General features: G+C 61.6%; 2 protein-coding genes. Both read right to left on the minus strand.

Annotated elements, in window-relative coordinates; all coding sequences use genetic code 11:
* Positions 1 to 851, minus strand: an 851-nt coding sequence (locus tag ACQUQ0_RS17520) for a PQQ-binding-like beta-propeller repeat protein (protein WP_435187031.1), incomplete at its 3' end; no start/stop codon positions are given.
* Positions 852 to 1305: 454 nt separating this feature from the next.
* A partial coding sequence (locus ACQUQ0_RS17525; protein ID WP_435187033.1) for a hypothetical protein occupies positions 1306 to 1575 on the minus strand: 270 nt, incomplete at its 5' end.

The following is a 1575-nucleotide window of genomic DNA, read 5'->3' on the forward strand; positions in this document are numbered from 1 at the left end:
TCCGGTTGGCCGAGGAGATACAATGCCCCGTCCCCGAGCGCGAGGGAGTCGGTCACGCCCATCGGGAGCGACCATTCCGCACGGCGCTCGCCCGTCTGCCGGTCATATCCGATGATCAACACCTGCCCATCACGTCCGGTCTGGACGTATACTGACTCGGCGCTGACTACCGGTGGGCCGGTGAGTACCGTCGGCCCGATCGGCGTCCGCCATCGAGCATCCCCAGTCGCAATATCGATCGCAAGCAACTCACGCTGGCCGTTCTCGTACGCGCTCGGCGTATAGAGGGTGTCATCTGCTACTGCTGGACGGTGTGAACCCTCAACGTCCATCCGACTCCACACCTTACTCCCATCTGATAGTGACCGAGCCTCTAAATGCCCGGACTGACGAGCGCCCGTTAGGTATACTGTCTTCCCATCAGTGACCGGTAGGTGCGTCCCGACGGACGATGCAGTCCAGCGAACCGCACCGGTCCGTCGCTCGAATGCAATGAGTGGGTCGGCGCTGGCTCCGCCGTTTGCCAGCACCACCTCGTCGGTGACAGCGATTCCGACGACGTTCCCTTCGAGCGTCGGACCCGCTCCCCAGCGCTTCTTGCCGGTGATCGCGTCGAGTGCAACCACACTGCGACGACCCGGCACGAAGAGCGTACCATCGACGAGTGCCGGCGATCCGGTATCGAGCCCGCTCCCGGCGGCGTACCGCCAGTACGTCGATCCGTCACGGATATCGACCGCGATGATGCTCCCGCCGAAGGGGCAGAACGCGGTGCGGCCCGCGACAAGCGCCGGGGCAGGGTGGACGGGCGTCTTGACCCTCCAGACAGTGTCCTTCGAGGCGAGATCCACGGCCTCGAATCGGTGGCCGAACTCCTCGTCGTCCAGGTTGCGCCGTGGTCTCTCGACGACTCCTGGAAAGATGATCTGTTCTTGGATGACGATCGGTTGGGTCTGTGGGAACGTTTTCGCGGCGCGGAATTTCCGTAACGAAGCATCAGTGGTCGGCCCCGGTCTATCGGCTCCGTTCGTGCGGTGGGAGTCGTGCCCAAGAGTCGGCCACGGATCGGTACCCGCACTGGCCCGTGGCGTGATATTAGCATCGTGATGATGGATCCGTGGGCGGAGCCGATCCCGTAATGCGCTACAGCCCGCGACGGCGGTGAGAGAGGTAACCCCTATTGTTTGTAGGGCTTGCCGACGGGTAGGGTGCGGGCCCCTGCCTTCGCTCATACCTGATTCATCCATAATCAATCAGTGTATTTGCTAGAGAACCGTGCTCAGTAGGACACGAAATCATATCCGGTCAGGTATTCGTACGCTCGGAATCTCCGGGATCATCCCGGTCGTTACCAGTATCGGAGCCGAATTCATCCATCCGTTTCCCGAGGCCCACCAGTAGTGTTGGACTCAAGTAGAGAACGGCGGCACCTGCCATCATTGCCCCTAGCCGATCCTCTCCGAGTGGGGCCAGGATTGCGACCCCGATTCCGATAGCAGCCACAAGCACGGCGGTACAGTTGCGGATCGTCTTTCTGATGAGGGCGGCATCATCCATAGCTATCGGTTCAAATTG

The sequence above is a fragment of the Halobellus sp. EA9 genome (assembly GCF_051195055.1).
GTDB classification, from domain to species: Archaea; Halobacteriota; Halobacteria; order Halobacteriales; family Haloferacaceae; genus Haloquadratum; species Haloquadratum rubicundus.